The sequence below is a fragment of the Stenotrophomonas sp. SRS1 genome, assembly GCF_026130205.1.
Classification (GTDB): domain Bacteria; phylum Pseudomonadota; class Gammaproteobacteria; order Xanthomonadales; family Xanthomonadaceae; genus Stenotrophomonas; species Stenotrophomonas rhizophila_B.
Window position 1 is genome coordinate 1,167,873 of record NZ_JAINFD010000001.1, and the last position, 21,129, is coordinate 1,189,001.

At 65.4% G+C, this 21,129-nt stretch carries 22 protein-coding genes, 1 tRNA gene and 1 pseudogene; 16 read left to right on the plus strand and 8 right to left on the minus strand.

The window, feature by feature from the left end; all coding sequences use genetic code 11:
• Window positions 1-88: 88 nt before the first annotated feature.
• The 4 genes and pseudogenes from K4043_RS05115 to K4043_RS05130 all read left to right on the plus strand — a co-directional run bounded on the left by K4043_RS05115 (window position 89) and on the right by K4043_RS05130 (window position 4,183).
• Window positions 89-1,176: pseudogene (locus K4043_RS05115) on the plus strand (IS3 family transposase).
• A gap of 221 nt (window positions 1,177-1,397) precedes the next feature.
• Window positions 1,398-1,631, plus strand: a complete 234-nt coding sequence (locus tag K4043_RS05120) for an AlpA family phage regulatory protein (protein ID WP_265308411.1) — start codon at window positions 1,398-1,400, stop codon at window positions 1,629-1,631.
• A gap of 990 nt (window positions 1,632-2,621) precedes the next feature.
• Window positions 2,622-3,845, plus strand: coding sequence for a hypothetical protein (locus tag K4043_RS05125; protein ID WP_265308412.1), 1,224 nt, complete (start codon window positions 2,622-2,624; stop codon window positions 3,843-3,845).
• Entirely contained in the window at window positions 3,842-4,183 is a 342-nt protein-coding gene (locus K4043_RS05130) for a hypothetical protein (RefSeq protein ID WP_265308413.1), read from the plus strand. The genes K4043_RS05125 and K4043_RS05130 overlap by 4 nt, the downstream gene beginning before the upstream one ends.
• Window positions 4,184-4,284: 101 nt before the next feature.
• On the opposite strand, the gene K4043_RS05135 is transcribed toward K4043_RS05130, so the two are convergent.
• Window positions 4,285-4,449, minus strand: coding sequence for a hypothetical protein (locus K4043_RS05135; protein ID WP_259261475.1), 165 nt, complete (start codon window positions 4,447-4,449; stop codon window positions 4,285-4,287).
• A 124-nt stretch (window positions 4,450-4,573) separates the two neighbouring features.
• Window positions 4,574-5,596: an NADP-dependent oxidoreductase gene (locus K4043_RS05140; RefSeq protein WP_265308414.1), complete on the minus strand. Its 1,023-nt coding sequence runs from the start codon at window positions 5,594-5,596 to the stop codon at window positions 4,574-4,576.
• 223 nt (window positions 5,597-5,819) lie between these two features.
• Between K4043_RS05140 and K4043_RS05145 the strand changes: the two genes are divergently transcribed.
• The 9 genes from K4043_RS05145 (at window position 5,820) to dxs (ending at window position 14,792) form a co-directional block, all read left to right on the plus strand.
• Window positions 5,820-6,209, plus strand: a complete 390-nt coding sequence (locus tag K4043_RS05145; protein ID WP_265308416.1) for a hypothetical protein — start codon at window positions 5,820-5,822, stop codon at window positions 6,207-6,209.
• 20 nt (window positions 6,210-6,229) lie between these two features.
• Window positions 6,230-7,414: a YbfB/YjiJ family MFS transporter gene (locus tag K4043_RS05150; RefSeq protein WP_265308418.1), complete on the plus strand. Its 1,185-nt coding sequence runs from the start codon at window positions 6,230-6,232 to the stop codon at window positions 7,412-7,414.
• A gap of 203 nt (window positions 7,415-7,617) precedes the next feature.
• Window positions 7,618-7,693: transfer RNA gene (locus K4043_RS05155), tRNA-Phe, on the plus strand.
• Between the two features lie 270 nt (window positions 7,694-7,963).
• Complete coding sequence (locus tag K4043_RS05160) at window positions 7,964-8,680, plus strand: hypothetical protein (RefSeq protein WP_265308419.1); 717 nt, start codon at window positions 7,964-7,966, stop codon at window positions 8,678-8,680.
• A 144-nt stretch (window positions 8,681-8,824) separates the two neighbouring features.
• A complete protein-coding gene (locus K4043_RS05165) occupies window positions 8,825-9,364 on the plus strand; it encodes a lipocalin family protein (protein ID WP_265308421.1) in 540 nt (179 codons plus the stop codon).
• A 171-nt stretch (window positions 9,365-9,535) separates the two neighbouring features.
• Window positions 9,536-10,027: an LEA type 2 family protein gene (locus K4043_RS05170; protein WP_265308422.1), complete on the plus strand. Its 492-nt coding sequence runs from the start codon at window positions 9,536-9,538 to the stop codon at window positions 10,025-10,027.
• A gap of 47 nt (window positions 10,028-10,074) precedes the next feature.
• A complete protein-coding gene (locus tag K4043_RS05175) occupies window positions 10,075-11,862 on the plus strand; it encodes an acyl-CoA dehydrogenase C-terminal domain-containing protein (RefSeq protein ID WP_265308423.1) in 1,788 nt (595 codons plus the stop codon).
• A gap of 243 nt (window positions 11,863-12,105) precedes the next feature.
• The gene (locus tag K4043_RS05180; protein ID WP_265308424.1) at window positions 12,106-12,765 is read left to right on the plus strand and encodes an HNH endonuclease; all 660 of its coding nucleotides are present in this window, start codon (window positions 12,106-12,108) and stop codon (window positions 12,763-12,765) included.
• 116 nt (window positions 12,766-12,881) lie between these two features.
• Window positions 12,882-14,792: a 1-deoxy-D-xylulose-5-phosphate synthase gene (gene dxs, locus K4043_RS05185; protein ID WP_265308425.1), complete on the plus strand. Its 1,911-nt coding sequence runs from the start codon at window positions 12,882-12,884 to the stop codon at window positions 14,790-14,792.
• A gap of 115 nt (window positions 14,793-14,907) precedes the next feature.
• Here dxs and K4043_RS05190 read toward each other — a convergent pair whose 3' ends face one another.
• From K4043_RS05190 to K4043_RS05205, 4 genes are all read right to left on the minus strand, one after another.
• Complete coding sequence (locus K4043_RS05190) at window positions 14,908-15,471, minus strand: DUF3011 domain-containing protein (protein WP_265308426.1); 564 nt, start codon at window positions 15,469-15,471, stop codon at window positions 14,908-14,910.
• 168 nt (window positions 15,472-15,639) lie between these two features.
• Complete coding sequence (locus K4043_RS05195) at window positions 15,640-15,843, minus strand: hypothetical protein (protein WP_123730680.1); 204 nt, start codon at window positions 15,841-15,843, stop codon at window positions 15,640-15,642.
• A gap of 166 nt (window positions 15,844-16,009) precedes the next feature.
• Window positions 16,010-17,068 (minus strand): linear amide C-N hydrolase, encoded by a 1,059-nt coding sequence (locus K4043_RS05200; RefSeq protein WP_265308427.1) that lies wholly within the window; start codon window positions 17,066-17,068, stop codon window positions 16,010-16,012.
• 23 nt (window positions 17,069-17,091) lie between these two features.
• Window positions 17,092-17,349 carry a hypothetical protein gene (locus K4043_RS05205; RefSeq protein ID WP_265308428.1) on the minus strand — a complete coding sequence of 86 codons (258 nt, stop codon included), beginning with the start codon at window positions 17,347-17,349 and terminating at the stop codon, window positions 17,092-17,094.
• Window positions 17,350-17,643: 294 nt separating this feature from the next.
• On the opposite strand from K4043_RS05205, the gene K4043_RS05210 reads away from it, so the two are divergent.
• Window positions 17,644-17,925: a peptidase gene (locus tag K4043_RS05210; protein WP_123730677.1), complete on the plus strand. Its 282-nt coding sequence runs from the start codon at window positions 17,644-17,646 to the stop codon at window positions 17,923-17,925.
• Window positions 17,926-17,939: 14 nt separating this feature from the next.
• Here K4043_RS05210 and K4043_RS05215 read toward each other — a convergent pair whose 3' ends face one another.
• Both K4043_RS05215 and K4043_RS05220 read right to left on the minus strand, forming a co-directional pair.
• Window positions 17,940-19,304, minus strand: coding sequence for a HAMP domain-containing sensor histidine kinase (locus K4043_RS05215; protein ID WP_265308429.1), 1,365 nt, complete (start codon window positions 19,302-19,304; stop codon window positions 17,940-17,942).
• Window positions 19,301-19,975 carry a response regulator transcription factor gene (locus K4043_RS05220; RefSeq protein WP_123730675.1) on the minus strand — a complete coding sequence of 225 codons (675 nt, stop codon included), beginning with the start codon at window positions 19,973-19,975 and terminating at the stop codon, window positions 19,301-19,303. Before K4043_RS05220 ends, K4043_RS05215 begins: the two co-directional genes overlap by 4 nt.
• A 113-nt stretch (window positions 19,976-20,088) precedes the next feature.
• Between K4043_RS05220 and K4043_RS05225 the strand changes: the two genes are divergently transcribed.
• Window positions 20,089-20,877 (plus strand): MipA/OmpV family protein, encoded by a 789-nt coding sequence (locus K4043_RS05225; RefSeq protein WP_265308431.1) that lies wholly within the window; start codon window positions 20,089-20,091, stop codon window positions 20,875-20,877.
• 2 nt (window positions 20,878-20,879) lie between these two features.
• On the plus strand, window positions 20,880-21,092 hold the full coding sequence (locus K4043_RS05230) for a hypothetical protein (protein ID WP_265308432.1): 213 nt from the start codon (window positions 20,880-20,882) through the stop codon (window positions 21,090-21,092).
• Window positions 21,093-21,129 lie beyond the last annotated feature (37 nt).

Genomic DNA, 21,129 nt, shown 5'->3' on the forward strand with positions numbered 1-21,129 from the left:
TCAGCCCGGACGAGGCAATGGTAATCCCCCCGCAGGTTAGCCGCAGCCAGAAGTGGAATTTTCTCGCAACCTAACCCGAGGAGATCCCATGAAGAAATCACGATTCACCGACAGCCAGATCATCGCCGTACTCAAGCAGGCCGAGGCCGGCACGCCTGTCCCTGACCTTTGCCGGCAGCATGGGATCAGCTCAGCGGCGTTCTACAAGTGGCGCAGCAAGTTCGGCGCCATGGATGCGTCCATGGCGTCCCAGCTAAAAGAACTGCAGGACGAGAACCGGCGGCTGAAGAAGATGTACGCCGATGCGCAGCTCAGTGCCGAGCTACTGAAGGAAGCGCTCTCAAAAAAATGGTGAGGCCATCTCAGCGTCGCGAGATGGCCAGACGGGCGGTCCAGGCAGGCATCACCAGCATCGTTCATGCGTGCGGGACGTTCGAGGTGAGTCAGACCTGCTACCGCTATCAGGCCAAGGCCTGCCAAGAAAATGCGATCATCGCCGACTGGTTGCTCAGGCTGACCAGCGCCTACCGCGATTGGGGCTTTGGGCTGTGCTTGCTGCACCTGCGCAACGTGAAGGGCTTCGCTTGGAACCACAAGCGCGTGTATCGGATCTATCGCGATTTGGAGCTGAATCTGCGCATCAAGCCGCGCAAGCGCATCGTCCCGGAAGCGCCGGAGCCTTTGACGGTGCCTGAGGCGGTCAACCAGACATGGTCGATGGATTTCATGCACGACCAGTTGGCTGATGGACGCAGCTTCCGGATGCTCAACGTACTGGATGACTTCAACCGTCAGGGACTGGCGATGGAGGTCGACATCTCCTTGCCTGCGGCGCGCGTCATCCGCAGCTTGGAACAGGTCATTCAATGGCGCGGAAAGCCCCGCGCCATACGCTGCGACAACGGGCCCGAGTACATCAGCGGAGCGCTGCAAGCATGGGCCGAGCGGCAAGACATTGCACTGCTCTAAATCCAGCCAGGCAATCCTCAGCAGAACGCCTACATCGAGCACTACAACCGGACCGTGCGTTACGCTTGGCTTGCCAGCAATCTGTTCAATGACATCGAACAGGTCCATGACATCGCCACTCGTTGGCTATGGACTTACAACCACGAGCGCCCAAACATGGCGCTCGGCGGCATCACGCCAATGCAGAAGCTTGCACTGGCAGCGTAGTTCCACTTTTGGCGACCGCTAAAAGCGGGGGGATTACCGTCTCGCCGGCTGGAATACGAACCAGATTTTGCTGCGCAATTGCGCGGCCCTCACTCCAACAACTAAAGGCCCCATCGCCCCCCGTGCCCCTCCATCCAATGGGGCGGCCCGGCGATAGGCGCCACCCCACCCAAGGCTCGCTGCGCACTTGTGCAGCGGGCCTTTCTCATTTCAAGGAAGCCATGACGACTCAATCAGAGACGACGCTGCCATATCACTTCATGCGCTTGCCCGAGGTCATCGCGACCGTTGGCGTGAGCAAGTCCACGCTCTATGCCTGGGCGGCTGCGGGCAAATTCCCAAAGCCAGTACAATTCCCGGGCGGCAACATCGCTGCCTGGGTGTCCACTGAAGTGGCGGCATGGATGGGCGCAGCGGTCACCGCGCGCGATGCCGGACATAGCCTAGCCGCCTGACGTTGGCGGTAACTATGGCGGTAACAGCCAAGTCGATATCTACACAACCCCTTGCATTACAGGTGGTTGCGGCTATTATTTTGGAGACCTTGGCCCACCACTATTCAACAAAAAGCCCCGAAAACACGGTTTTCGGGGCTTTTTGTTTAGTCGGCCCGAGAACCGCCGCATCGTCACTCAAGTTTGCCAGCCCGCTGCCGATATCGCCCACTGGAGTGATGCGGCCAGCCGCATCGCATCTTCCATGGAGTTTCAGGCCGACTTGAAGGAGCAGTGGCAGTGTCGAGACATTCCTGGCGTTGGATGCTGTGTGCACTGGTCACCGCGGCAATGTTGTCCGGCTGCGTGGTCAGCCAGACCCGCAATGGCAGCTATCAGTTTGGCTTCATCGATCCTGGCACCTCCGTGGCCGAGTTTCAGACGGCGAATGGAAAAGCACGGCTGCGCAGGCACATGGATGGCACATGGGGGATACGCTTCCCCGACACTCTCAGTGTGTACCGCATAGGACGACATGACCAGGTCTCCCTCGTGCGGACCCTTACGGTGGGCGGCACCACGGCCGCTTTGTTCGAGCGCCGCAATCGCCAGTGTGTCGACTTTGAACTGCTGACCATCACCCGCGGCAACGTCGCGCGCAACCTGATCCAGCCTGGCTGCGGTCAGCCGGTGTCCGTCAACGTGGAGAACGACCAGCTTGTTCTGCGTTCCGTTGAGCAGCGCCCGATGGTCTGGGCGTGGTCGCCTGAGGGCCTGAAACGAGGCCGCCTGCAAGTTCCCCCTCAGGCTCCCGCATCCCGTACCGCCAGCCCGGCGCCGCGGAGGTCCACCCCTGCGCCTCCCCGTGCAGCCCCGTCCCCGGCCGAGCGCACCGTCCCCCCGCCCCACGTCACCACCGGCCCGCGTCAGCGACGCAGTCGCCATTCCGAGTGGCAGCATCGATGTGGTCAAGCTGCCACCGACTCGGGTCACCCTTGAGAAGGGGGACTAGTGTCGACCCTGCCCCCGGCGCTTCCAGACACCCAGCCACCGGCCGTCGCATCGGTACGTCACCATGTCCCGACCCGACCGCGCTGGCTGTTGCCGGTTTGTGCAGCCACCGCGCTCTATCTCGTTGTCGAACTGTCGTTCAATGCCCGCCTGCTCGATGTGGTGGGCGGAAGCGCCACCCTGCACGAAATCGACCGGATCGAACTGTGGGGCCGCATGATCTCCGGATTTGCGCTTGCGCTCGTGTTCTGGCCGAGCTGGATCCAGCGTGCGATCGAGCGCTACCCTGGCCGGCTTCGTCGGGCGCGGTCACTGGCCGCGCGCTCCCTCCTGGCGATGCTCTGCATGTACCTCGGACAGGAAGCACTGCTGCGGGTGCTGGTGCATCGTTCGAGCACAGAGCAACTGCGCCAGGCACAGCATCTGGTGCTCCTGCGCAGCGGACTTCATGCAGGCGCTGTCGAGCTGACCGGCCTGCCCTTGACGACCCGTGAACTCGACGCGCCAGACGGGAAAGCGTTTCAGGCGATGTTTCCGATGATGGCGTCGGGGTTGGGTGACGTCATTGGCGAGCAGTTCGGGCCTGAGCAACGTCGCACCGTAACCCATCATCTCGTCTCCGGGGCAATGGGCGATCCGAATGTGCGTCTGAACGCCTACGCCGCGCTGCTGCGGGAGTTGCAGATCAGCTATGGCGACTATCGGAAGGCGCTGAGCAGGATCGACGCATCTGGCGCGGATGCCTGGTCGCGCTACGTTCGCAAACTCCGCCAGCGCGGCTTTTCGCCGGACGGCGTGCCGCGACGTCACCACGGCAGGGTCCGCAGCCAAGTGCAGCGGGACGGAGTACCAGTACCGTCGGATTGGCGACCGGGCGACCGCAGGCGGTTCATCGAGGCCGCTACGCGCAGTGCGCGTGCTGATGCCTCACGACAGTTCAACGAGGCATTGGGCAATCAGGTACCCGCATTCCGCGGGGTGTCAGCGCCCGACTCTCTTCGCGGATTTTTGACGGATCCAAGGGTTCAGCTGAGAATCCTGGCAGCACTGGGCTACACGTGCGTGCAGTCATTCACTGCCGACATTCCCGATGCGGCTGCCTTCAACCGCCACATCCATCTCCCGGAACTGCAATGCCAAGTGGACAGGCAACTGGCCGAGGTAGGGGAATTGGATCCCGGGCGAGAGGCACGACGCGCCTTGCTGGTCCCCGCATCGCGTTGAGCCTGTCGCTGTTTGGCGCGTTGGCCCACATGGCAAAATTTACGATGCTGACGGCAAGCCTGTTCCGTGGATACCCCTTGTTCAAACGCCGGGGCATCTTCGCCGCGACCGCCCTCGTCTTTCCCGTCGTTACCATCGTGGTGTGCAGTTGGCTGCCGATCAGTCCGACGACACGTACGCCGCTGTACGCCACGCTCGAATCCAGCATGCGCCTTCCGTCAACATGGGTGGTGCGTGGCACCATCCACGGACAGACGCTGGGGTATCCACTGTCCGAGGCGGTGCGCGTGCATGTCCTGCGCGGTGTTGACTTCGGCTATCAGGGCGATACGCCCTAGCTTTTTCGCCCCCATGCGCGGGAGAACGACGCCGAAGGAGACGAACCTGGCACACCGGGCAGGTTCGTCTCGTCTCCGGGATGGTTCAGCCCGGTGCGGCGTCAGTCAGGATTATCCTTGCGCTCCGGCCGGCGCGTCCCCGCGTCATGGATCGCCTGATCGGTCTGCGCCGGCCGCTGCTTGGCGGTTTCATCCTGCTTGCGGTCCTGCTGACTCTCTTCGATGCCTTCCTGCTTGCCGTGTTCGCTGGGCTTGGTGTCTGCCATGGGTCTACTCACTTGTGCGGTTCCCGGTACGGGGCCTTCATCCGCAGGCTAACCGGCCGATCGTGATGCACGAATCACGATCGGGACGGCCTTGCACACGGCGCACTCACACGTGGCCCAGTGCTCAGTCGAGCTTGACCACCAGCTTGCCGAAGTTGCGGCCCTTGAGCAGCCCGAAGAAGGCCTCCGGCGCCTGCTCAAGACCGTCGACGATGTCTTCGCGATACTGCACTTTGCCGTCCTTCAGCCACTGGCCCATGTCGCGCAGGAACGCCGGGAAGAAGGCATGCAGATCGGACTGGATGAAGCCGCGCACGGTCAGGCGCTGACGCAGCACCTGGCTCATGAAGCCGGGCAGACGATCCGGGCCGGGCAGCACCGCGCCACGGGCGTTGTAGGTCGCGATCGTGCCGCACACCGGGATACGCGCAAAATCGTTGAGCAACGGTGCCACGGCGTCGAACACATGCCCGCCCACGTTTTCGAAGTAGACATCGATCCCGTTGGGAACCTCCGCGCGCAACTGTTCGGCGAAATCGTCGGCGCGATGATCCAGCGCCACATCGAACCCCAGGGTTTCCAGGTAGCGGCGCTTCTGCTCGCCACCGGCGATCCCCACCGTGCGCGCGCCCTGCAGCCTGGCGATCTGGCCCACGGTCGCCCCGACCGGACCACTGGCGGCAGCCACCACCAGCGTCTCGCCCGGCTGCGGCTTGCCGATTTCCTGAAGACCCACGTAGGCGGTGAATCCGGGCATGCCGTACACACCCAGTGCGGTACTGAGCGGAAGGCCATTGTCCTCCAGCGTGCGGGTCAGCGCGTCGCCGGGCACTACTGCATGCGTCTGCCAGTTGCCCGAGGCCACCACCTGGGTGCCCACCGCGATGTCCGGATGGTTGGAGGCCACCACCTCGGACACCGTGCGGCCTTCCATCACCGCATCCAGCGCAACCGGCGCGGCATAGGACGGCCCCTCTTCCATGCGACCGCGCATGTAGGGATCCAGCGACAGGTAGCGATTACGCAGCAGCACTTCACCGGGACCCGGCGTGGGAACCGGCACCTGCTCAAGGCGGAAATTGGCGGCGACCGGCTCACCGTGGGGACGCGATGCAAGCACGATGCGGGTGTTGGTCAGGGCATTCATCGTGGCGTGACTCCAAGCGAAGCAAAAAGGAATCCCGACACTACGGGTTCCACATGTGCACGGGCGGTGGGTAAAACAGCGTTCCATCTGTGCAGCACGCTGCCAGGCCCGGCAGGCCTTGTGCAGCGGCGACCGCCGCGCCCCATGGCGTCACAGCGTTCCATCCGTGCCTCGCGAGGTGGACGGATTGCCCCGGCAGCGATGCCAGGCGCATGATCGAGCCATGAGCAACTCCCCCTCGCGTCCACGCCGCTACCTGCTGCCTGTGCTGATGTCGGCCACGACCGTGTTCGGCCTGGCGTGCTGGGCGATCCTTGCCACCGAACCAGGGTGCCTCGCCGCACAGGGCCACTGGTCGTCCGGCAGCGGCCAGTGCCATACGCGGCTGTGCCTGCTGCAGGGCGACTGCGGTGAGCGCGCCGCGCCGGTCGCCGGCTGCGCCGGGCTGCAACCCGGGGATTCACGCGGCAAGGTGTACTTCCACCTCGGCAATCCGCTGCCGGGCGCTGCGGAGCAGGCACGCTGGCCGGCGCACAAGGCAAGCGATGGCAGCATCGTGGCCGACTTCGATGGCGAGCGCCTGACCCGCCTGCAATGTCCCGACGCGCGCTGACGCAGGCGCGAGCCACCATGATGTCCTCATCGACTGCGCCGCCTTCCCGCGCCCCCTGGCAGGTCATCACTGCCGGCATCTGCGCCCTGGTGCTGACCGTGGGCCTGGCCCGCTTTGCCTATACCCCGTTGCTGCCGCTCATGCGGGAGGACGCCGGGCTGTCAGCGGCCAACGGCGGATGGCTGGCGACCTTCAATTACCTCGGCTATCTCACCGGCACGCTGTTGGTTGCCCGGGTCGGTGAGATGCAGTTGAAATTCCGCTTTTACCGCGTCGGGCTGGTGCTGGCGGTGATCTCCACTGCCCTCATGGGTGCCACCGCAGACATGACGGCATGGAGCGTGCTGCGCTTCGTGGCCGGCCTGTCCAGCACGGCCGGCCTGTTGCTCGCCTCGGGGCTGGTGCTCAACTGGCTGCTCGCGCATCAGCACCGCCCCCGGCTCGGCCTGCACTTTGCCGGGCTCGGGATGGGCATCGCCGTCTCCGGCCTGGCTGCGTCGGCGATGGCCGATCATCTGCTGTCCTCGCAGCAGTGGCTCGCCCTCGGTGCGCTTGCGCTCGTTTTTTTGATGCCGGCGTGGGCCTGGATGCCGGCACCGGTGCCGATTTCCAGGGCGAGTGGCACCACGGCGCCCTCGCCCCCTGGGCAGCGTTGGCGCTGGCTGCTGATCGCGTCCTACTTCTGTGCGGGGTTCGGCTTCGTGGTCAGCGCGACATTCATCGTCGCCATTCTCGTGCAGACCCCTGCCTTCGCCGGTCGCGGCAGTTGGGTGTGGGTGCTGGTCGGGATCACCGCCATCCCCTCCACGTTCGCCTGGGACCGTATCGCGGCGCGGCTGGGCCTGATCCGCGCGTTGATGCTTGCCTATGCATTGCAGACCGTGTCATTCGTGCTGCCGCTCCTGGACGACGGCTTGTGGGCCGGCGGCACCAGCGCCGTGCTGTTCGGCATCACCTTCGCCGGCATCGTCAGCCTGACCCTGACCGTGGTCGGGCGTCACTACCCGCACAACCCGGCCAAAGCGATGGCCACGCTGACGCTGAGTTATGGCGTCGCCCAGATCATCGCGCCCGCGATTGCCGGCACCCTGGCACGCGACAGCGGCTCCTACCAAGGCGCGCTGGTATTGGCGGCGGTCATGATGGCGATCGGCATCGCGCTGCTGTGGTGCATGCCGGATGAGGCCCACGCCCGTGATGCGTGAGCAGTGCCCTTTGCGCCGGGCCCGCGTCTGAACCGGGGTTCATGCCTCGCCCTGCTGTCCGCGAACCCGCTGTATCAAGCACTTGCGTGTCTGCGGACAGGGGGTCGGAAACAAATGTGAAACTTTTTTCTCGAAACGCTTGCCGAACCCCTCATACCTCCGTATTATTCGCGTCCTCGCCAGCGGCAACGCAGCGATGAAGTGGCCGGGTAGCTCAGTTGGTAGAGCAGGGGATTGAAAATCCCCGTGTCGGCGGTTCGATTCCGTCCCCGGCCACCACACTTTCAGATGACCTGCAGAAATGCAGGTCATTTTTTTTGCCTGTTGTTCGGTCGCGCCACATCGCACCGTGTTCAACGAAGGCATTTCCGCAGCTGGTTCGTGCTCCATGACTCACTTCATTGGCAGTGCATTCGCGCCGACGGCGCCGCCCATCGCGCAACCGTTCCTTGCCCTGCATTGCAACGCGCTGGCATGCTCACCCGGCGGACAGGATCGTCTGCGGCCGCGCTTGTTCGTCCCCAAGGCCGCGCACACAGGGAGAGGTGAATGTCGGACGGCATCGAAGCGCTGCAGGCGCAGATCGCGCATCTGCAGCAAAACCAACGACGACTCACGCTGGGCTGCGCAGCGGCCGGTCTGCTGACCATGACCGCCTTGATGATGGGGGCGACGTCACAGCGCAGCGCAAGCTTTGACGTCATCGATGCACAGCGCATCAACATCAAGGAACCCGACGGAACGCTGCGATTGGCGATATCCAATCGCACGCTGTTTCCTGGCGTGGTCATTCACAACAAGGAGCAGCCTCATCCGCGCCCGATGGCAGGCATGCTGTTCTTCAATGATGAAGGAACGGAAAACGGCGGGCTGATCTACAACGGTTCGCTCGACAAGAACGGCAAACCCTCCAGCGGCATGAGCCTGACCTTCGATCGCTATCAGCAGGACCAGCAGATGCAACTGCTGGGCGTGGATGATGCAGGGACACACTACGCAGGCCTGAGCTTCAACGACGTCGCCGATGGTCTGTCCCGCCCATTCTTTTCCGAGCGCGACGAGTCACTTCATCGGGAGGGCGTTCCTGCGATCACCGAACGCGTGTTCCTTGGCAAATCCGATGCCCGCGAAGCCATGCTCACGTTGCGCGACGGGCGAGGAAAGCCGCGGCTGGAACTGGTGGTCACGCCATCAGGAGATGCCAGCGTGCGCTTCCTTGATGAGAACGGAAAAGCGACGCGCGAACTCTCTGCCGACAGCCCATAGCGCGGGTGTCGGACGGCCGGCAGCAGCGGCGCGCGCGTTCCACGCACACCTCAACGCCGTGACAGTGCCACTGGATGACGGAATATTCACAATTTCCGGTCGGCCTGTGCCTAAGCTCGCTGCGTCTTGTCTGGAGTGTCGACCATGCGCAGCCGCCATCTGTTCAGTGCCCTGCTTGCCTTAGCCGCCAGTGCCCCGGCCTGGGCCGCCGCGCCGGTGACCTCGGTGGAGGTGCTGGACATGGACCGCTATGCGGGCCAGTGGCATGAAATCGCACACCTGCCGGTGTCATTCCAGAAGAAGTGCGTGGGCGACATCACCGCCACCTACAGTCTGCGGGCTGACCACCGGATCAGCGTGCACAACGCCTGCCGGCAGGCCGATGGCGATCGCGTCGCCGCCGATGGCGTAGCGCGGGCCGTCGAAGGACACCCCGGCCGCCTGCAGGTACGTTTCGTCCCCGACTGGCTGTCCTGGGTGCCGCTGGTATGGGCCGACTACTGGGTGATTGCACTGGACCCCGGCTACCAGTGGGCGGTGGTGGGCGAGCCGGATCGCAAGTACCTGTGGATCCTGTCGCGCTCGCCGAGCATGGACACGGCCCTGTTCGAGCAGCTCAAAGACCGCGCCGAGGCGATGGGCTACGACCTCGCTCCGCTGCGGGTGATGGCACCGCTGGACTGACACGGCCGGGCCGCCCCACGGGCCCACGCCCGCCTGCACCTCCCCACGACTAAAAGCACGTGGCGCCGTCATCACGGTGCCCTACCCTTGCGTCACGCCGCCCCGGGCAGCGCGAACACCATACGCCGTAGTATGCTCATACCCATGCAACACCCGCCTGAGGATCGCGCCATGTCCCACCGCTTCCGTCCCCGCCTCGCCCTAGCCCTAGCCCTGATCGTCATCGCTTCGCTGACCCTGACCGCCTGCAACAAGACGGTCAAACGCGTCTCCGAGCCGGCCGCCAGCGTGCAGGAGCTGACGGTGCGTGCCGATGGCAGCTGGACGATCGCGCTGCGCCTGCAGAACTTCAGCTCCATGCCCATGACCTTCGACAGCGTCTCGCTCCAGTTGAAGGTCAGCGATCAGGACGCTGGCCAGCTGCAGCTGCAGCCGGCGCTGTCGATCGGTGGCGTGTCGGCCGATGTGGTCAACGTGGAGCTCAAGCCGAGCTCGGGCGCACGCCTGGTGATGGCCGACGCACTGGCCGGCAACCGCACCCTGGGCTATGCGCTCAAGGGCACGGTGAGCGCCACCCCGCAGGAAAAGAAGCAACGCACGTTCGAGATTGATAGCCGCAGCACGCTCAACCAGGCTCCCGGCCTGCCCGGCGTCCTGCGCTGACCGGCGGGCTGTCCGCCACCCTTCGCCACTGATCGAGACTGTCCCCGATGAGCAGCTACACCGCCCCGCTTTCCGATATCCGTTTCGCCCTGCATGACGTGCTCAAGGTCGAGCCGCTGTTCGCGCGCCTTGGCCTGAGCGATGCCACCGCCGATGTGGTGGATGCCGTGCTGGAAGAAGCCGGCCGTTTCAGCGCCAGCGTGCTGGCGCCGTTGAACAGCGTGGGCGATGAGATCGGCTGCGTCCTCGACCAGGCCACCGGCGAGGTCACCACCCCGCCGGGCTTCAAGCAGGCCTACGCCCAGTTCGTGGACGGCGGCTGGACCGGTCTGACTGCCGCACCGGAACTCGGTGGCCAGGGCCTGCCGCATACGCTGGGCGTGCCGCTCAACGAAATGATCAACGCCGCCAACCTGGCCTGGGGCAACTTCCCGCTGCTCTCGCACGGTGCAATCGAAGCGCTCAAGCAGCATGGCGAGGCCTGGCAGCAGGAGGCCTTCCTCAAGCCGCTGATCGAAGGCCGCTGGACCGGCACCATGTGCCTGACCGAGCCGCATTGCGGCACTGATCTTGGCCTGCTCAAGACCAAGGCCGAGCCGAACGCGGACGGCAGCTATGCCATCACCGGCACCAAGATCTTCATCACCGCCGGCGAGCACGATCTCACCGACAACATCGTGCACCTGGTGCTGGCCAAGCTGCCCGACGCACCGGCCGGGGCCAAAGGCATTTCGCTGTTCGTCACCCCGAAGTTCAAGGTCGACCGCGAGGGCAAGGTGGGTGAGCGCAATGCGCTGCGCTGCGGCTCGATCGAACACAAGATGGGCATCAAGGGCTCGGTCACCTGCGTGATGAACTTCGACGGTGCCGAAGGGTATCTGGTCGGCCAGCCGCACAAGGGCCTGCAGGCGATGTTCACCATGATGAACACCGCGCGCCTGGGCGTCGGCCTGCAGGGCATCGGCCTGTCCGAACGTGCCTACCAGAACGCACTGAAGTACGCCCGCGAGCGCCTGCAGTCGCGTTCGCTGAGCGGCCCGAAGAACCCGGAAAAGCCGGCCGACCCGATCCTGGTCCACCCGGATGTGCGGCGCATGCTGCTGACCATCAAATCGCTGGTCGAAGGCAGCCGCCTGCTGGCGCTGCACGCGGCCACCCTGATCGACGTCGCCCACCACGCCGAGGATGCCGGCGAGCGCGAACGCGCGGACACGCTGGTGAGCTTCCTGACCCCGATCTCCAAGGCCTGCCAGACCGAATGGGGCATCGAGAACACCTACAACGCGCTGCAGTGCTTCGGTGGCCACGGCTACATCCGCGAGCACGGCATGGAGCAGCTGGCCCGCGATGCGCGCATCACCACGCTGTATGAAGGCACCACCGGCATCCAGGCGCTGGACCTGATCGGCCGCAAGACCGCCTCCAGCCAGGGCGCCGGGCTGAAGCTGATGCTGGCCGAGATCGAGGCCTTCGCCAAGGCCAATGAAGGTAGCGAGACGCTGGCCGAGTTCATCGCCCCGCTGCGCGCCAAGGCCAACGAATGGGCCACGCTGACCATGGCGACCCTGCAGCGCGCGGCCACCAACCCGGACGAACTTGGCGCAGCCAGCTTCGACTACCTGTTCTACTCCGGCTACGTGGTGCTGGCGTACTGGTGGGCCCGCAGCGTCGCCGCCGCCGATGCCTCCGCGCAGAGCGACGCCTTCAAGCAGGCCAAGCGCGAGACGGCCCGCTTCTACTTCGCCCGCGTGCTGCCGCGCACGCTCAGCCACGCCGCCGCGATCCAGTCCGGCGCCGAGCCGCTGATGGCCATGACCGACGCGCATTTCGGCTAAGCTTGATCGTTGACCGGCCCACCGACCAACGGTCGGTGGTTACCGGTCGGTCGCCCCGGGTAGGTGCCGACCGTTGGTCGGCACCCCGATACACCTTCTGGAGAAAAGCCCCCTTGATGTTCAAGGGGGCGCGCCGACAGGCGCGGGGCTTAGGTGGAATGCCTGTCCGAATTGTTACCAAATGGGTAGGCGCTTGCCGCCTATACCCATTTGGTAATGATTCGGGTATAAGCTGTTTTCCCGATGGAGACAGACACTACACGCTTGGGTCTGATCGATACCGGAGCCTCGTCCGCCCCGGTCGCTGAGGTGTCGCCGATCGTTACGCTGCATCGGCCCGGCTCGGTGCGGTTATTGGCCCTGGACGCCCACGGGCGCGTACTCGACTGGATCAACTGGCAGGATGCCTCCTGCCTCTACGCGCGTGGCGCGGTGGCCTGGACGCTCGGCGACCCCTGCCTGCACATCCACGGCGGCATCTGCCGTACCACCGGCCTGCAGAGTGGTCTGGACCTGCACCCGATCATCGCTGCCCGCGGCCACGCCCGCTCCCGCGCGATCGACCCGACCCCGAATCTGTCCAATCCCGCATTGTTCGCGCGCGATTCGCACCTGTGCCTGTACTGCGGGCAACAGTTCAACCGCCCGCAACTGACCCGCGACCACGTCATGCCGCTCTCCAAGGGGGGCCTGGACGTGTGGGAGAACGTGGTCAGCGCCTGCTTCCACTGCAACTCGCGCAAGAGCAACCGCACCCCGCAGCAGGCCGGCATGCCGCTGCTCGCCGTGCCCTATCGGCCGAGCTGGATCGAGCACATGATCCTGTCCAACCGCAACATCCTGGCCGATCAGATGGCATTCCTGAAAGCGCAGCTGCCCAAGCGTTCCAAGCTCTGCGCGTGAGCGCGCTGCGACGTTCTGTCGCAGCCTCCGTCACCGTTTACTCACTGAAAAGGCGGTTTGCTTGCCCCACCCTCATTTGGGGGGGAAAATAGGCGCTCAGAAGAAGCGCGATAAACATGATCGATTCCGCCCGCTATCCCCGCCTTGCGCGCATCCAGTCACCGGATGACTTGCGCAGGTTCGAAGAATCCGAACTGCCCGCGATCGCGGATGAACTGCGTGCCTACCTGATTGAGTCGGTGGGCAAGAGCGGCGGCCATTTCGGCGCCGGCCTGGGCGTGATCGAACTGACCGTCGCCCTGCACTACCTGTATCAGACGCCCGTCGATCAGCTGGTCTGGGATGTGGGTCATCAGACCTACCCGCACAAGATCCTGACCGGACGCCGCGACGAGATTCACACGGTCAAGCAGAAGGACGGCGTGGCGCCGTTCCCCAAGCGCGAGGAAAGCGAGTACGACACCTTCGGCGTCGGCCATTCCTCCACCTCCATCTCGGCGGCGCTGGGCATGGCGATCGCACGCCAGGCCGAAGGCGATGACCGCAAGGTCGTGGCCGTGATCGGCGATGGCGCGATGACCGCCGGCATGTCCTATGAAGCCTTGAACCACGCCGGCGGCATGGAGCAGGAACCGAACCTGCTGGTGATCCTCAACGACAACAACATGTCGATCTCCGAGGCCGTGGGCGGGCTGACCAAGATGCTCGGTCGCGCCACCGGCAGCCGCACGCTCAATGCGCTGCGCGAAGGCGGCAAGAAGATCCTCGGCGACAAGAAGCACAACCCCACCGCGCGCTTCGTCAAGCGCTGGGAAGAGCACTGGAAGGGCATGTTCGTGCCGTCCACGTTCTTCGAGGAAATGGGCTTCCATTACACCGGCCCGATCGACGGCCACGACGTGCCGGCGCTGGTCGCCACGATGAAGACGCTCAAGAGCCTGAAGGGACTGAAGCTGCTGCACGTGATGACCACCAAGGGCAAGGGCTACGAGCGCGCCGAAGGTGATCAGATCGGGTACCACGCGGTCGGCCCGTTCGATCCGGACAAGGGCCTGGTTTCCAAGGGCGGGGCCAAGAAGCCGACCTATACCGACGTCTTCAGTGACTGGCTGTGCGATGCCGCCGCGGCCGAACCGAAGGTGATGGGCATCACCCCGGCGATGCGCGAAGGCTCGGGCCTGGTGCGTTTCAGCAAGGAATACCCGGAGCGCTACTTCGATGTGGCCATCGCCGAACAGCACGCGGTGACTCTGGCGGCCGGCATGGCCACCCAGGGCGCCAAGCCGGTGGTGGCGATCTACTCGACCTTCCTGCAGCGCGCCTACGACCAGCTGGTCCACGACGTGGCCGTGCAGGAGCTGGATGTGCTGTTCGCGATCGACCGCGCCGGCGTGGTCGGCCCGGATGGCGCGACCCATGCCGGCAATCTGGACCTGAGCTTCCTGCGCTGTGTCCCGCACATGGTGGTGATGGCGCCCTCCGATGAGGCCGAGTGCCGCCAGATGCTGACCACCGGCCTGCGCTACGCCGGCCCGGCTGCGGTGCGTTATCCGCGTGGCAGCGGCACCGGCATTGCCGCCGGCACGGATCTGTCGACGCTGGAGATCGGCAAGGCCGAGCTGCGTCTGCAGGGCAACCGCATCGCCCTGCTCGCCTTCGGCAGCACCCTGACGGCCGCCGAACAGGTCGGCCGCGAGTTGGGCCTGACCGTGGTCAACATGCGTTTCATCAAGCCGCTGGACCGTGCCCTGCTGCTGGAACTCGCGCAGCGCCACGAAGGCTTTGTGACCATCGAAGACAACGTGGTCGCCGGCGGTGCCGGCTCCGGCGTGGCCGAGCTGCTCAATGCCGAGAACGTGCTCAAGCCGTTCCTGCACCTGGGCCTGCCGGACAGCTTCCAGCACCATGCCAGCCGCGAAGACCTGCTGGCCGAAGCCGGCATCGATGCCGATGGCATCCGCCAGGCCGTGCTCAAGCGTTGGCCGATGCTGGTCAAGAGCGGCCAGACGCTCAGCGCGGCAGGCTGAATCACGGCCCGCCCCACTAGTTCAGCGCTCAGGAAAAGCACCGAGGCCGCGTCCCATTGACGCGGCCTCGTTCGTTTGAGCGCTCAGGAAGCGCCCAGGCGCCGTGCGCCGGTACTCAGTAGATCTGGAACTGGGCGCGGCAGCCGCCGTCCACCCAGACGCCCGTGCGGTCCCAGCCCCAGGTGCGACCTTCGATACAGGCGTTGCGCGAGGTCTGGCGGATCAGCCGCGCCTCGCGGCGGACATTGGCGACGCAGCGCTGACGGCGATGGTCATTGGAATCGCAGGTCAGGATCTGCCCACGGCCGCTGTTGCCGCCGCCGTTGTGCCCCCAGCCATTGCCGCCGCCATTCCAGCGACCGCCACCGCGGCCACCTTCGGCAACGAACTCGGCACGGCAGCCCTGCGTCACCCACACGCCGCCGCGTGCCTGGCCCCACGTCTGACCTTCAACGCACGGCGAGCCGGAGATCTGCCGCACCAGACGGGCGCGACCCGGCAGCGCGCACTGCTGCGTGCGGTTCTTGATCGATTCGCAGCGGACCGGGCCACCGTTGTAACCGTCGTCGTAATAGCGGTCGTAGTTCTGCGCCTGGGCCGCGCCGGCCAGCGCCATCAGCGCGGGCACCACGGCCCAGCGCAATCGTCTGGCTGCCTGGGAGGGGCTGTTGTTCGACATGGGGTCCTCGTTACGTGTTGGGGGAGGCGCACAGGATCGGTGATCCCCCTTCCGGGCGACATAGGCCATAAGTCGCTGATTTCATCCCCTATTTAGGTACCCGACGCGAAGCTGACTGAGTCAAAGATGCGTGGTGACATCGAGGCGGACAACCGGATCAGAGCACGCTCAGCCGTAGCGGACCGCATCCACATAGGTTTCCAGCACCTGGACCCGCACCGCGCTGCTGTCACCGGTTTCGGCGAAGTGCTCGCGCGCCAGGGCATCGGCGAAATCGAAGGCGGTCGCGCCGCTGCGGAAGGCAATCGGTGCGGATTTGGCCGGGTGCACGACGTGCCAGCGGCGTTCGATGTGTTGCAGTTTGATCACCATGCGGATCGTTCCTTTGCGGCATGCCTGGGCGAGATGACGAACGGCGCGACTGCAGGCGCAGGCGCGTCGAGGCGAAGCTCACGACGGGAGGGATCCATCCCTCGGCAGGAACGATAGAGCAGGCCACAGCCCTTTGATATCGGATTAGTCTGATTTTGCGGGCGGCTTACCCTTCGATCCCCAGGAAACGGAACGGCTCGGCCGGCTGGAACCGGGGCAGCGCATCGCCGGCGAACACATTGCGCTGATCCGGCCCCAGGTCGAGCTTGAGCACCGGCGCGCCGCGCGTGAAGTCGGCCTTGTTGAGGTCCACCCAGAAGGTGTTGGGCGTCATCGCCGATTCGAAGAAGTACAGTTTCCGCTTGTGATCCGCCACGGTCCGCCAGCGCGTGGAGGAGATGTTCGGTTCGCCCGGCGTGGTGATGCCATACGGCACGGACACATTGCGGATCACGCTGAACACACTGGCCAGTGCCACCACCGGATCTTCGCTTTTGGGAATCGCGTTGATGTAGAACTTCGCGCGCGCGAAGCGATCGGCCGAACGGTTCGTCCCCGGCAGCATCACCGTGCCGCCGATGTCCTGCCAGTAGGTGTTGAGCGCCAGCTGTTGATCGAACACCGGCGAGTTGGTCATTACTTGGTAGGCGCGATCGTGGTGGATCACCTGCTTGCCGTTGATGTACTCCACGATCGCGCTGTCGCCGGTCGCATCGGACATCGACAGGTGCAAGGTGGCCAGCCGCGACTCACCAGGAACCTTGTCGGTCACGATCGTAAACGGCTCACGTTCCAGCGCGGCCACCGCCTCGGCGACGGTAGCGAAATTGTCGAGCACATACTGCGCCCACAACGACATCGAAAGTCCCGGCCTGGCGCCGCGCTGATGCGGATACTCCGATTCGGCGAGCCACAGCAGGTTGGCCGACAGTCCCGCCTCGTTGAGACCATCGGTAGTGGAGATGTCGTAGCCGGTCGCGACCACACTGCCGTATCGCGACGTCCAGCGGATCGAACGCGGCCCGGCCAGACCGTCGCGTGCAATGCCTTTGGGCAGTACCCAGAGGTTGGTGGCCACATCGGTCTTCCAGTCCATCGACCGCGCGGTGATGACATCCTGGTTGTCGCCCAGGTACACCACACGCGTGCAGGCATCGGCCTGGGCGGAGACACAGGTCAATGCAACGGCGAGCGCAACGTGACGCAACGACAACACGGTCTTCATGCAGTGCCTCCTGGCGGTGTCGATCAGAACCGTGCTTCCAGCCCGATGCCCGGACTGGAGACGGCGATATCCACGTCGAAACGGCGTCCGACCTGGCGCAATGTCATGTAGCGGTAGCCCACTCGCAGCCACGCATGCAAGGTAACGCGGTACCCATAGCTCGCCATCGCATCGACGGTGACATCGTCGCTGTCGCTGCCCATCATCCACACCGTCATTGCGTGGCGCTCGGCCAGCGTCCAGCCCAGCCGTATGCCGAGTACCGGATCCAGCACGTCCACAACACACCCCTGCCCTGCCAGGCTGACTCCGCCGCCACGGCCGGTGAGACCCCACACACGCCGAGCAAGAGCCCCCCTTTCCAACGTATCATCGTTCCCTGCTGATGGTGGCCACGCCCTAGAACAACGCAGGCCGTGCAGAGCTTCATCACAGCCCACGCACGGTGATGGAGGGGTGAAAACTCTCCGGTTGAACGGCCCTTGCGGCGCTTGCTGGCAGGCACCAGCGTGCACGCACCATCGACCGAGCCAGCGCGAGACTGTCGCTCATCGCATCCGCGGTCCGGAGCCTGCATGTCCACCCGACCTGTGCTGTTTTCCCTGAGCGCCGCGCTTGCGGTGATCACGCTTACGGCCTGCGCGCCCCATGCGCCGCCCGCCGCCCCCACCACCTCCCGCATGCCGGGTGCCGACCGCGACGAGCACGGCTGCATCGGCTCTGCCGGTTACCGATGGTGCGGCCGCACCCAGCGCTGCGAACGGCCTTGGGAGCTGGCCAGCGCCAAGGGCGTGGAGAACACCGCCAAGGCGATCGATACGTACTGCGCGGCACCGGCGGACCCGCCGCCGGGCTGATCAGCCACTCCTGGTCATGCCAGGGCCGTGCCGGGTAACGGACGCGGGTCCACCGGCAACACCACCAGGAACCGCGCGCCGCCGCCGGGGGCACTGTCCACCGCGATGGTGCCCGCATGGCGCAACACGATTTCGCGCGCCAGATGGAGGCCCAGCCCGCTGCCACTGCCACTGGGCCGCAACCGGTGGAACGGCTCGAATACGGACAATCGCTCCGCCTCCGGCACGCCAGGGCCTTCATCGCTGACCGACAGGCCCCCGTCATCGCACAGCGCCACCGCGATCATGCCGCGGCCGCCGCCGTGGGCGATGGCGTTCTGCAGCAGGCTGGCGATGACCCTGTGCAGCGCATGCGGATCACCGCGCACCCAGATCGGCTGATCAGGTGCGTCCACCGAAAAGCCGTAACCGGCGTCCACCACCAGCGGGGCTACATCGGCAGCCACGTCGCGGGTCAGCGCGGACAGATCGATCCGCTGCGACTGGCTGCCATGTCGATCCAACCGCTGCAGATCCAGCAACTGTTCGGCGATGTTGCTCAGGCGACTCAGGTCCAGCTGCAGGCGTGAACGTGCATCGCCGGGCGGCAGATCGGCCAGTCGCGTGGCCAGGATCGCAATCGGCATCCGCAGCTCGTGCGCCGCACCGGCGAGGAAGCGATCCTGCGCGTCGTAGCTTTCGCCGATACGCCGCACCGCGGCATTGAAGGCATCCACCAGCGGATAGATCTCCAGCGGCACGGCATGCGTGTCCAGGCCGCTGCCACGCTCGTTGACCTGGATCGCCGCAGCCTGCGCGGCCACACGGTTGACGCCGCGCAGTGCCCGGTGGATGACCCACGGCGACACCACCAAGGTGATCACCAGCACCGGCAGCGCGATCCAGCCGCCCAGATAGCGGAAGATCAGCATCAGCTGCCGCGCCACGCTGCGCTCGGGAATGCCCCCCATCGCCACGTGCAGCCGTCCTTGCGGCCGATCGACGACCACCACGCGCGCGGCAAGCGCATCGGCGTGGAGGCGGGTCCGGATGTCGGACTGCTCGATATGTTCCAGCTGTGCCACCAACGGGCGATACTGCGCCGGGATCTCACCGTGCACCAGGCGACGACCGCGCTCATCAGCGGCGGCGAACCAGAAGGTGCTCGGTGCACGGGGCACGGCGGCGGCGATCTTGTTCCGATCCACCTCCAACCCGTCACCGCCCGATGTGATGGCCGCCGCGATCTGATCACCGGTCCTCCAGTCGATGTAGGCCGAGCGACCGTTGCCGTAGGTCAGGACCATTGCACTCAAGGCGAGCGCGATCGTGGCCACCTGGATCAGGCCGACCTTCCAGGCCAGGTTGAACGCGAGCGAGCCGGGTTTGAGCAATCTCACGGCGCATCCTTGAGCAGATAGCCGATCCCGCGCATGACGTGGATTTCCACGCCTGCATCGGCTTCCAGCAGCGCTTTACGCAGCTTGGAGACATGCGCATCCAGCGCGTTGGACTGGATGGCATCGTCGAAGCCGTACACGGCCTCCAGCAGCGAGGCGCGCCCGACCGTGCGCCCCTGCCGCAGGGCCAGTGCCTCAAGCACCAGCAGTTGGCGTCGTGGCAGCGCGAGCAGTACCTCGGATACCCGTGCCTCGCGCGCGACGAAATCGAATTGCAGGCGGCCCAGTGACAGCAGCGGCAACGCGATCTGCGACGGCCGCCGCGAGATCGCGCGGATCCGGGCGAGCAGTTCTTCGACGGCGAAGGGCTTGGTCAGATAGTCGTCCGCACCCACGTCCAGCCCGGTGACCCGGTCGGCCACCGAAGCGCGCGCGGTCAGCATGATCACTGGCAGGTTGGGCACGTGTTCGCGCGCCACCTTGACGAAGCTGGCGCCATCGCCATCCGGCAGCTGCCGGTCCAGCAGCAGGATCTGATGGACACCGGCCTTCAGCGCTTCATCGGCCTGCGCCATCGTGCCGACCACGTCGACCACCATGCCGTGGCGCGCCAGGCTGACCTGGATCGCGCTGGCCATTTCCGGATCATCTTCCAGCAGAAGAAGGCGCATGAAGTGGTGCCTGCGGGTACGAAAGAGGCGATGGTACCGCGCCGCCAGACGTAACGTTCCGACAATGTAGTGCGCCCACCATGACACTCCGGTTGTTCCCCCTCGGCAGGTCCATGCACGTCCGTTTCCGTTCTCCGCGTCCGCTTTCCGCTCTGTTTGGCCTGGCCCTGGCCAGTACGATGGCCGCCGCCAGCGCCCAGGCCGCCGATGCCCCCGAGGGGGGCAAAAAAGGCAGCATCGGCATCGCCGTCGTCGCTCTCAAGGCGCCCTACGCCGGCTACGATACCGATCGCCTTGCCGCCCCGATCGTCAGCTGGGAGGGCCGTTCGTTCTTCTTCCGCGGTGGCAGCGTGGGCTATCGCCTGCACCAGACGGCGCAGTCCGAACTCGCCTTGACCGCCTCGCCGTACGTGATGCGCTTCAAGCGCCGCGACAGCCACGATCCGCAGCTGCGCCAGCTCGACAACCGCAGTCTGTCCGGCATGCTCGGCGTCTCCTGGCGGCACCAGGCCGAGTGGGGCGTGCTGCAGGCCAACGCGCAGGCCGAAGTCACCGGGCACGGGGGCGGCTTCTCGGCCGACGCCCGATACGCGTACCCGCTACCGGCCGGCCGTGTGACCTTCATGCCAGCGGTGGGCGTGACCTACACCAGCGCCGATCTCAACGACTACTACTTCGGCGTCAGTGAACGCGAAGCGGCACGCAGCGGCTTGGCACACTATTCGGCCGGCAGTGGTGTGTCGCCCTACATGGACATCGCCGCGGTGATGCCGCTGGGACCGCGCTGGACCGCGACCGCGTCGATCCGCCGCACCTCGCTGGCCGATGCCGTGCGCGACAGCCCGATGACCCGTGGCGACCACATGGATACCGCCGCCCTCTCTCTCAGTTACGGATTCTGATCATGGGTCAGGGAATCGTACGTCGTGTCGCGGATCTGGCCCTGCAGATCGAGCCGGACCGCGCTGCCGTTCTTGACTGGATCCTGCATTCCCCACTGCCCGCGCTCGACGGGCAGACCACGTTCGAACTGGCCTGCGATGGCCAGGGCGAACGCGTCGTCGTGCTGTTGGGCACCCTGCTGCGGCAGGGTGATCCGGCCCTGCCCCGCATCTGACGTTCCCTTGTTTCCCCCACCGGTGTCCTGGAGGCGC

Excerpts from the sequence above, each read along its gene's own strand:
- K4043_RS05120 (WP_265308411.1), top strand. The coding sequence starts at position 1,398 with ATGACGACTCAATCAGAGACGACGCTGCCATATCACTTCATGCGCTTG.
- K4043_RS05135 (WP_259261475.1), bottom strand. The coding sequence starts at position 4,449 with ATGGCAGACACCAAGCCCAGCGAACACGGCAAGCAGGAAGGCATCGAA.
- K4043_RS05140 (WP_265308414.1), bottom strand. The coding sequence starts at position 5,596 with ATGAATGCCCTGACCAACACCCGCATCGTGCTTGCATCGCGTCCCCAC.
- K4043_RS05145 (WP_265308416.1), top strand. The coding sequence starts at position 5,820 with ATGAGCAACTCCCCCTCGCGTCCACGCCGCTACCTGCTGCCTGTGCTG.
- K4043_RS05150 (WP_265308418.1), top strand. The coding sequence starts at position 6,230 with ATGTCCTCATCGACTGCGCCGCCTTCCCGCGCCCCCTGGCAGGTCATC.
- K4043_RS05160 (WP_265308419.1), top strand. The coding sequence starts at position 7,964 with ATGTCGGACGGCATCGAAGCGCTGCAGGCGCAGATCGCGCATCTGCAG.
- K4043_RS05165 (WP_265308421.1), top strand. The coding sequence starts at position 8,825 with ATGCGCAGCCGCCATCTGTTCAGTGCCCTGCTTGCCTTAGCCGCCAGT.
- K4043_RS05170 (WP_265308422.1), top strand. The coding sequence starts at position 9,536 with ATGTCCCACCGCTTCCGTCCCCGCCTCGCCCTAGCCCTAGCCCTGATC.
- K4043_RS05175 (WP_265308423.1), top strand. The coding sequence starts at position 10,075 with ATGAGCAGCTACACCGCCCCGCTTTCCGATATCCGTTTCGCCCTGCAT.
- K4043_RS05180 (WP_265308424.1), top strand. The coding sequence starts at position 12,106 with ATGGAGACAGACACTACACGCTTGGGTCTGATCGATACCGGAGCCTCG.
- dxs (WP_265308425.1), top strand. The coding sequence starts at position 12,882 with ATGATCGATTCCGCCCGCTATCCCCGCCTTGCGCGCATCCAGTCACCG.
- K4043_RS05190 (WP_265308426.1), bottom strand. The coding sequence starts at position 15,471 with ATGTCGAACAACAGCCCCTCCCAGGCAGCCAGACGATTGCGCTGGGCC.
- K4043_RS05195 (WP_123730680.1), bottom strand. The coding sequence starts at position 15,843 with ATGGTGATCAAACTGCAACACATCGAACGCCGCTGGCACGTCGTGCAC.
- K4043_RS05200 (WP_265308427.1), bottom strand. The coding sequence starts at position 17,068 with ATGAAGACCGTGTTGTCGTTGCGTCACGTTGCGCTCGCCGTTGCATTG.
- K4043_RS05210 (WP_123730677.1), top strand. The coding sequence starts at position 17,644 with ATGTCCACCCGACCTGTGCTGTTTTCCCTGAGCGCCGCGCTTGCGGTG.
- K4043_RS05220 (WP_123730675.1), bottom strand. The coding sequence starts at position 19,975 with ATGCGCCTTCTTCTGCTGGAAGATGATCCGGAAATGGCCAGCGCGATC.
- K4043_RS05225 (WP_265308431.1), top strand. The coding sequence starts at position 20,089 with ATGCACGTCCGTTTCCGTTCTCCGCGTCCGCTTTCCGCTCTGTTTGGC.
- K4043_RS05230 (WP_265308432.1), top strand. The coding sequence starts at position 20,880 with ATGGGTCAGGGAATCGTACGTCGTGTCGCGGATCTGGCCCTGCAGATC.